10 protein-coding genes are annotated in these 8,144 nt (G+C 71.6%); 4 read left to right on the top strand and 6 right to left on the bottom strand.

Annotated features, from left to right (window positions below; translation table 11 throughout):
• The coding region (locus ACKOQ4_RS12775; protein WP_526292366.1) for an FAD-binding oxidoreductase at window positions 1-851 on the bottom strand (851 nt) is incomplete at its 3' end.
• 9 nt (window positions 852-860) lie between these two features.
• Window positions 861-2,093, bottom strand: a complete 1,233-nt coding sequence (gene tap, locus ACKOQ4_RS12770; RefSeq protein WP_526292364.1) for a multidrug efflux MFS transporter Tap — start codon at window positions 2,091-2,093, stop codon at window positions 861-863.
• Between the two features lie 24 nt (window positions 2,094-2,117).
• On the opposite strand from tap, the gene ACKOQ4_RS12765 reads away from it, so the two are divergent.
• Entirely contained in the window at window positions 2,118-2,936 is an 819-nt protein-coding gene (locus tag ACKOQ4_RS12765) for a uracil-DNA glycosylase (RefSeq protein WP_526292370.1), read from the top strand.
• 15 nt (window positions 2,937-2,951) lie between these two features.
• Here the strand turns inward: ACKOQ4_RS12765 and ACKOQ4_RS12760 are convergent, their stop codons facing one another.
• On the bottom strand, window positions 2,952-3,392 hold the full coding sequence (locus ACKOQ4_RS12760) for a nitroreductase family deazaflavin-dependent oxidoreductase (protein WP_526292362.1): 441 nt from the start codon (window positions 3,390-3,392) through the stop codon (window positions 2,952-2,954).
• Window positions 3,389-3,811, bottom strand: a complete 423-nt coding sequence (locus tag ACKOQ4_RS12755; protein ID WP_526292360.1) for an HIT family protein — start codon at window positions 3,809-3,811, stop codon at window positions 3,389-3,391. Before ACKOQ4_RS12755 ends, ACKOQ4_RS12760 begins: the two co-directional genes overlap by 4 nt.
• 98 nt (window positions 3,812-3,909) lie before the next feature.
• Between ACKOQ4_RS12755 and ACKOQ4_RS12750 the strand changes: the two genes are divergently transcribed.
• Entirely contained in the window at window positions 3,910-5,253 is a 1,344-nt protein-coding gene (locus tag ACKOQ4_RS12750; protein ID WP_526292368.1) for an amidase, read from the top strand.
• The gene (locus tag ACKOQ4_RS12745) at window positions 5,223-6,374 is read left to right on the top strand and encodes an adenylate/guanylate cyclase domain-containing protein (RefSeq protein ID WP_526292358.1); all 1,152 of its coding nucleotides are present in this window, start codon (window positions 5,223-5,225) and stop codon (window positions 6,372-6,374) included. Before ACKOQ4_RS12750 ends, ACKOQ4_RS12745 begins: the two co-directional genes overlap by 31 nt.
• A 3-nt stretch (window positions 6,375-6,377) precedes the next feature.
• On the opposite strand, the gene ACKOQ4_RS12740 is transcribed toward ACKOQ4_RS12745, so the two are convergent.
• Entirely contained in the window at window positions 6,378-6,581 is a 204-nt protein-coding gene (locus tag ACKOQ4_RS12740; RefSeq protein WP_526292356.1) for a hypothetical protein, read from the bottom strand.
• A 113-nt stretch (window positions 6,582-6,694) separates the two neighbouring features.
• Between ACKOQ4_RS12740 and abmR the strand changes: the two genes are divergently transcribed.
• Window positions 6,695-7,258: an ATP-binding transcription factor AbmR gene (gene abmR / locus ACKOQ4_RS12735; RefSeq protein ID WP_526292354.1), complete on the top strand. Its 564-nt coding sequence runs from the start codon at window positions 6,695-6,697 to the stop codon at window positions 7,256-7,258.
• Window positions 7,259-7,282: 24 nt separating this feature from the next.
• Here abmR and ACKOQ4_RS12730 read toward each other — a convergent pair.
• Window positions 7,283-8,144 (bottom strand): ABC transporter ATP-binding protein (locus ACKOQ4_RS12730; RefSeq protein WP_526292352.1); only part of this gene is annotated, 862 nt, incomplete at its 5' end.

Raw genomic sequence — 8,144 nt, 5'->3', positions numbered from 1 at the left:
CCGGCCGGTCCGCGGTCGTCGGAGGCGGCCACCATCATGGCGGCGGCGTCGCGGTCCAGACCCATCTTGAGTTTGTCCTCGACGGCGTTGATTGCGACGGCGTCCATGAACTCCAGCATCGAGGGCCGGATCGTGCCGGTGATCTCGACCACCGACCCCGCCGCGGCCTCCACCGAGTCGAAGGTGGCGACGACTGTCGCGGTGGTGTGCTGCGGCGGCAGCAGCCGCAGTGTCGCCTCGGTGACCACCCCGAGGGTGCCCTCGCTGCCGACGAACAGCTTGGTCAGGCTCAGCCCGGCGACGTCCTTGAGGCGGGGGCCGCCCAGACGCACCGCCGTGCCGTCGGCCAGCACGACCTGCAGTCCGAGCACGTAGTCGGTGGTGACGCCGTACTTCACACAGCACAACCCGCCGGCGTTGGTGGCGACGTTGCCGCCGATGCTGCAGATCTCATAGGACGACGGGTCCGGCGGGTACCACAGCCCGTACTCGGCGACGGCCTTCTTCACCTCGGCGTTGAGCAGGCCCGGCTGCACGACGGCGGTGCGGGTCACCGGGTCGACGGTGATCTCCCGCATCTTCTCCGTCGACAGCACGATTCCGCCGTCGACGGCCGTCGCCCCGCCGGACAGACCGGTGCCCATCCCGCGCGTGACGACCGGCACGCGGTGCGCCGAGGCCCAGCGCAGAATCGCCTGCACCTCTTCGGTTCTCGTCGGCCGCACGACGGCCAGCGGGGTGCCGGCGGCGGGGTCCGCCGCCCGGTCGTGGCGATAGGAGCCCAGGATGTCGGGGTCGGTGACGAGCACGCCCTCGCCGAGTTCGGCGGCCAGCTCGGCCAGATCCGTCATTCGGCCAGTCTAGGAGCCGGTGGCGGGCGCCCCGTCCAACTCCCGCAGCGCCGGCAGCCAGGGGCACACCAGGGCGACCACCAGGATCGGCGCGGCCAGCGCCACGAACGCCACCCGCAGCCCGAAGGCGTCGATCAGCGGGCCGGCCAGCATGAAACCCACCGGCCCCGAGGCGTAGGCCATCGACGTCATCACCCCGACCACCCGGCCGCGCAGGCTCTCCGGGGTCAGGGTCAGCATGACCGAGTTGTAGATCGGCCCGATCGGTCCGTACACCAGGCCGATGACGGCGGCCAGCACGAGGATCACCGGCAGCGGCGGCAGCATCGCGATCACCAGGATCGCCACCCCGTAGGTGAGCACCGCGGTCAGCACGGTCGCCCGCCTGCTCACCACCCGGGACAGCACCGACCAGCTCAGTGCGCCGACCAGCCCGCCGATCGACAGCGCCATCAGCACCCAGCCCAGTTGTGCCGGTTCGTTGCGGTCGGAGAAGTACTTCGGGAACAGCACGCTCTCCATCGGCAGATACAGCCCGATCAGCGCGAGGTCGATCAGGCCCAGGGTGCGCAGCACCCGGTTGTTCCAGACGAACCGCAGACCCTCCATCACCCCGGTCAGCACGCTCTCCGGCCGCTGCTCCGGGTCGGGCTGGTCCGCCCCCTCCAGCCTCAGCACGGCCATCGTCAGAATCGAGCAGCCGAACGCCGCGGCGGTGACCCACATGGTGTTCACGCCGCCGACGGTGGCGATCAGCACTCCGCCGATACCGGGACCGGTCAGGTAGCCCAGGTTGAAGCCAGCTTCGTAGAGGCTGTTGGTCTGGTCGATCGACCAGCCCGCGCGCTGTGCCGCTTCGGGCAGCATGGACCGTCGCGCCGTGAGTCCGGCCGGGTCGAAGAACGCGCCGAAGGCCGCCAGCGCGGAGAGCACGACGATGTTGAGTGCGTCCGCACCGACGGTGTGGGCCAGGATCGGAATGGCCGCCAGCGAGACCGCCGACATGGCGTCGGCGAGCATGGCGACCCGGCGCCGGCCGAGCAGATCGACTGCGCTGCCGGATATCAGGGTGGCCAGCAGCAGGGGCAGCGTCGCCGCCCCGGCCACCACCGACGCGTCGGTCGCGCTGCCGGTGCGCTGCAGCACGAGCCAGGGAAAGGCGACCATCGAGATGCCGTTGGCGGCCGCGGCCAGGAACGCTGAGGTGAGAATCAGCAGCGCCGGCCCGCGGGAGGTGGTCATTGCAGGCAGCATAGATTCGTGACGCTGCGACCCCACCCCCGAACCGGCCGGGAGTTCGACTCACCGGTCCCCCCGGGCACCGGCTGGCCGGGTGATGCCGCCGTCGCGGCCACGCCCGTCGCCCGCGACGCGGCCGAGGTCGCCCGGCTGGCCGCCGCCGCGGCGGACCTGCCGGCTCTCGGCGCCGAGGTCAGCGTATGCCGCGCCTGCCCGCGACTGGTGGCCTGGCGGGAGGAGACCGCCATGGTCAAGCGCCGGTCCTTCGCCGAGCAACCGTACTGGGGTCGGCCGGTCCCCGGCTGGGGCGCGGCCCGGCCCCGCATCCTGGTGCTCGGTCTGGCCCCGGCCGCGCACGGCGGCAACCGCACCGGCCGGGTGTTCACCGGCGACCGGTCCGGCGACCAGCTGTTCGCCGCACTGCACCGGGCTGGTCTGGTGAACTCGCCGATCAGCGTCGACGCCGGAGACGGGTTGGCCGGCAAGCACATTCGGGTGATCGCCGCGGTGCGCTGCGCGCCGCCGGGCAACGCTCCGACGCCCGGGGAACGGTCGGCCTGCGAGCCGTGGCTCAACGCCGAGTGGCGGCTGATCGCACCCTCGGTTCGGGTGGTCGTCGCGCTGGGCGGGTTCGCCTGGAAGGCCGCGCTGCGACTGCTCGACGGTGAATTCGCAGGGGCCAAGCCGAAGTTCGGGCACGGTGCGGTGGCGGATGCGGCCTCGGGGGTGCGGCTGTTGGGCTGTTACCACCCCAGCCAGCAGAACATGTTCACCGGACGGCTCACGCCGGCGATGCTCGACGAGGTCTTCGCGGCCGCCGCGGTGCGGGCCGGGCTGCGCCGGTGAGGCGGGTGGCCGCTGTTACTGAGGTGTCAACCGCACAACCGGAATGGGACGTCTGGTGCGCTGCTGGTAGCCCGAGTAGCGATCGGCGTTGTTGGCGTTGACGATTCGCCACAGCCGGTCGTAGTCCGGATCGCCGGGCAGCACCGGGGCCGCTGCTGCGGTGAAACTGCGGCGGCCCACCTGGACCCGGACCTCCGGGCGGGCCTTGAGGTTGTGGTACCAGCCGGGCGCGCGGTCACCGCCGCCATTTGAGGCCACCACCAGGTAGTCCGAACCGTCGCGGGCGTAGGACAACGTATTGGTTCGCGCCAGGCCGGTCCTGGCGCCGACGGTGTGCAGCAGCAGGCTGTTCGGCGCGCCCGGGATCCGGTGCCCGACCAAGCCGTTGGTCCGCTGGTACACGGCGTCGTGAACGCGCACGAATGCAGACAGCGCCTTGTCGGCCAGCGTGCTCACGGTAGCGCCGCCACTGCCTCCCGCAGGATCCGCCCGGTGGTCTCCCGGTCGGGATCGCGGCGCAGCAACATCCCCCTCACGAACGACACCCGGTCGCCGTCCCGGCGCGGGATCACATGCAGATGGATGTGGAACACCGACTGGAACGCCGATTTGCCGTCGTTGATCGCGACGTTGTTCCCGGTCGCCGCCAGCCCGGAGGCCCGGGTGGCCCGGGCGATGCGCTGACCGACGGCCAGCATCGCGGCCAGCGCGGGCGCCGGGGTGTCGGTGAGGTCCACGCTGTGCTCCTTGGGGATCACCAGGGTGTGGCCGCGGGTGAACGGGCGGATGTCGAGAAAGCCGAGGACCGTGTCGTCCTCGTAGACCCGCACGGCCGGAGCGGTCCCGGCGACGATCTGACAGAACACACAGGACATCGGACCACCGTAGCGGTCGGGTCCCGCGGCCAGCGGCTACTGTGCGGTGAGTGGACGCCACCGACCTCGCCTTCGCCGGCGCCGCCGAGCAGGCCCGCATGCTCGCCGCCGGCGCGATCACCGCACCTGCCCTGGTTGAGCGCTATCTCGAGCGCATCGCCCGGTTCGACCGTGAACTGCGCAGCTACCGCGTGGTGATGGCCGACAGTGCCCGCCGGGAGGCCGCCGCGGCCCAGGAACGGCTGGACGCCGGCGAGCGGCTGCCGCTGCTGGGCGTCCCGATCGCGGTCAAGGACGACGTCGACGTCGCCGGCGAGTTCACCTGCTTCGGCAGCAGCGCCTACGACCTGGCCGCAACCCGCGACGGCGAGGTGGTGCGCCGGCTTCGCGAGGCCGGTGCGGTGATCCTGGGCAAGACCGCGGTCCCGGAGATGATGCTGTGGCCCTTCACCGAGACCGTCGCCTTCGGGGCCACCCACAACCCGTGGGACCTGGCCGTCACCCCGGGCGGCAGCAGCGGGGGCAGCGGCGCGGCGGTGGCGGCCGGTCTGGCGCCGCTGGCGCTGGGTTCCGACGGGGCCGGCTCGATCCGCATCCCGGCCACCTGGTGCGGTCTGTTCGGCCTCAAGCCGCAACGCGGCCGGGTGCCGATCGGCCCGCACGAGGACGCCTGGTGCGGTCTGAGCGTCAACGGCCCGATGGCCCGCACCGTCGAGGACGCCGCGCTGTTCCTCGACGTCACTCACACCGGCAAGGCCCCGCGCGGCGGATTCGTCAAAGCCGCGGCCAGGAAACCCGGCAAGCTGCGAATCGCGTTGAGCGCCAAGGTTCCCCCGATGGTTGTGGCCCGGATCGGGCATGCGCAGCAGCGGGTGCTCGACGGCGTGGAGTCGCTGCTGCGGGACTTGGGCCACGAGGTGTTCTGGCGTGACCCCGACTATCCGGTCTGGGCGACCTACGGTCATGTGCTGCCCCGGATGTGGCGCGGGGTGTACGAGGACGTGCAGAAACTGCCGCACCCGGAGCGCCTCGAGCCGCGCACCCGGGCGATCGCCCGGCTCGGCGGACTGATCTCCGAGCGTCAGATCGCCCGGGTGCGGGCCGCCGAGCCGGCGCTGGCCGCCCGGGTCCAGTCCATCTTCGACGACTTCGACGTGCTGATCACCCCCGGCACCGCCGCCGGCCCGTCGCGCATCGGGCAGTACCAGCATCGCGGCGGCGTCGGCACGCTGGCGTTGGTGGCGTCGCGGGTCCCGTTCAACGCGATCTTCAACGCCACCGGCCAGCCGGCCGCCGTGGTGCCCTGGTTCCTGCAGGGCGAAAACCTGCCGCTCTCTGTGCAACTCGTCGGCCGGCCGTCCGACGAGGCCACCTTGCTGTCGTTGAGCAGCCAGATCGAGGCGGCCCGGCCGTGGGCGGACCGGCGGCCCGCGGTGTCGTGAGCCACGACATCGAGTCGACCGGACTCCTGGACGGGCTGACCGGCGAGAGCCGGTCCGAACGTGCCGAGTTGATCGGCTGGCTGCTGGATCAGGGCATCGCCGTCGAGGAGATCCGGCAGTCCTTCGCGCCGATGCTGCTGGCGGCCCGGCGCGCTCTCGGCGACGACGGTTCCTACGTATCGGCGCGTCAGATCAGCGAGCGGGTCGGCCTGGACCTCGACCTGCTGATCCGCTTCCAGCGGGCCGCCGGCCTGCCCCAGGTCGAGGATCCCGACGAACCCGCCTTCATGCGCTCCGACGGTGACACCGCGCGCCACGTCAAGCACTTCATCGATCTGGGGATCGACCCCGACCGCATGCTCACGGTGGTCCGGGTTCTCGCCGACGGGCTGTCGAACGCCGCCGAGGAGATGCGCGCCGCGGCCCTCGGCGCGGTCCTGCGTCCCGGGGTCAGCGAACTCCAGATCGCGCAGGCCTCGCAGGCGCTCGGAGGGCTGGCGGCACCGCTGCTCGGCCCGATGATCGAGGACATGCTGCTGCTTCAGTTGCGCCACGCGGTTCAGACCGAGGCGGTCAGCGCCGGCGAACGTGCCCAGGGGATTCCGCTGCCGGGCGCGCGCATGGTCGCCGCGGCGTTCGCCGACCTGGTCGGGTTCACCCGACTCGGCGAGGACCTGCCGCCCGCGGATCTTGAGCGGCTGGCCGACCGGCTGGGGGCGTTGGCCCGCGAGGTGGCCCAGCCGCCGGTCCGGTTCATCAAGACCATCGGCGATGCCGTCATGTTCGTGTCCACCGACGCCGCCGCGCTGCTTGACGCAACCCTGACGCTGCTGGAATCCGCGGCGGCCGACGAAGCGCTGCCTCGGCTCCGGGTCGGAATCGGCTACGGCGCCGCGGTCAGCCGGGCCGGCGACTGGTTCGGAAGCCCGGTGAACCTGGCCAGCCGGGTCACAGCCGCGGCGCGCCCGGGGGCGGTCCTGGTGTCGGAGTCGGCTCGCGAACAGATAGGCGAGGACGAGCGTTTCCGATGGTCGTTCGCGGGTGTCAAGACGTTGAAGAACATCAGCGCCGGAGTCCGGCTCTACCGGGCCCGCCGGGCCGGGTCCGCCGTGGGCGCGTGAGCCTCAGCGCTTGCGCAGCAGGGCCATCCCGCCGGCGACCAGCGCCGCGACCAGCAACACCAGCGCCCAACCGGGGCCGACCAGCCACCACACCACCCCGGCCGCGATGAGCACCGGTGACGCCGCGAACAGGGCCATCGCCGGGTGCTGACGGACGACGTCGCGCGCGGCCCGCGCGCGCTGGGGGTCGAGCTCTTTTCCTGCCATCGGCTCATTATCCAGCCGGGGCGCGCCGGGGTTGACGACTTCGCCAACCGGCCCGCTTTCACTCGCAGCGAAAAGCCCGGCACGAGTGCTGTAAGAGCGTAATTATGTAATGCATGAAGCAAAACATGCACTCACGCCGTCCCGGCCGGCCCGGCGGCTGGCAGCAGGCCGACCAGCCCGACGCCGGGGACGCCGCCGAATGGTTCGCCGGCCGGCTGCCGCAGGACTGGTTCGGCGGCGATCCCACCGTGATCGTCGACCGGGAGGAGATCACCGTCATCGGACGGCTGCCGTCCGGAGAGGACGAAACCCCGGCCCGCGCCGCCGGCCGGGCCTCCCGGTTCCGCGAGGACACCCGCGGCGAGCGGATGCGCATCGCCGACGAGGCGCAGGACAGGTACGCCCGCAAGGTGTCCTGGGGCGTCGAGGTGGGCGGGGCTGAGGCGCCGCAGCGCATCCTGTTCACCCACATCGCGGTGCCGGTGATGACCCGGCTCCGCCAACCCGAGCGTCAGGTGCTCGACACCCTGGTCGACGCGGGTGTCGCCCGGTCGCGCTCGGACGCGCTGGCCTGGTGCGTGCGGCTGGTCGGCGAACACGCCGAGGAGTGGCTGGGCAAGCTGCGTGAGGCGATGGCCGAGGTCGACGACCTGCGCGCCCAGGGGCCCGGGCTCTAACCCCAGGCTCGAGGCGAACCCACGCTAGACGCCGGCCTGCCGCGCCATCTCCCAGTACGCGCCCCTGCGCGCCATCAGCCCCGCGTGCGTGCCCTGTTCAACGATCCTGCCGTGGTCGATGACCACGATCAGGTCGGCGTCGCGAATCGTCGAAAGCCGGTGGGCGATGATGAAACTCGTTCGTCCCCTGCGCAGTTCGACCATCGCCTGCTGAACCAGGAGTTCGGTGCGGGTGTCCACCGAACTGGTCGCCTCGTCCAGGATCAGGATCTGCGGGCGGGCCAGGAAGGCCCGAGCGATGGTGATCAACTGCTTCTCGCCCGCGCTGATGCTCCCCGCGTCGTCGCTGACCCGGGTCGCATAGCCGTCGGGCAGGGACCGGACGAACCGGTCCACACGGGCTGCCCGCGCGGCGGCGACGATCTCGTCCTCGCTCGCACCGGGCCTGCCGTAGGCGATGTTCTCGGCGATGGTCCCGCCGAACAGCCAGGCGTCCTGCAGGACCATCCCGAATCGCGACCGGACCGAATCGCGGCCGGCCGCGCGGATGTCCACCCCGTCGATCAGGATCCGGCCGGAGTCCACGTCGTAGAACCTCATCAGCAGGTTCACCAGAGTGGTCTTGCCGGCGCCGGTCGGGCCGACGATGGCGACCGTGCTGCCCGCGGCGGCAACCAGCGACATGTCCTCGATCACCGGTGTGCCCGGCCGATAGCTGAAACAGACCTCCTCGAACTCGACGCGGCCGGCGCCGTCCGGAAGTTCGGTTGCCGCAGAGGGGGTCTCCTCCGGCTCGTCGAGGAGGTCGAATACCCGCTCGGCGCTGGCCGCCCCGGACTGCAGGGTGTTGTACATGCCGGCCAATTGGGTCAACGGCTGGTTGAAC

This window comes from Mycobacterium sp. (assembly GCF_046095365.1).
Taxonomy (GTDB): Bacteria; Actinomycetota; Actinomycetes; order Mycobacteriales; family Mycobacteriaceae; genus Mycobacterium.
This window is presented reverse-complemented; position numbering and strand designations above follow the sequence as displayed.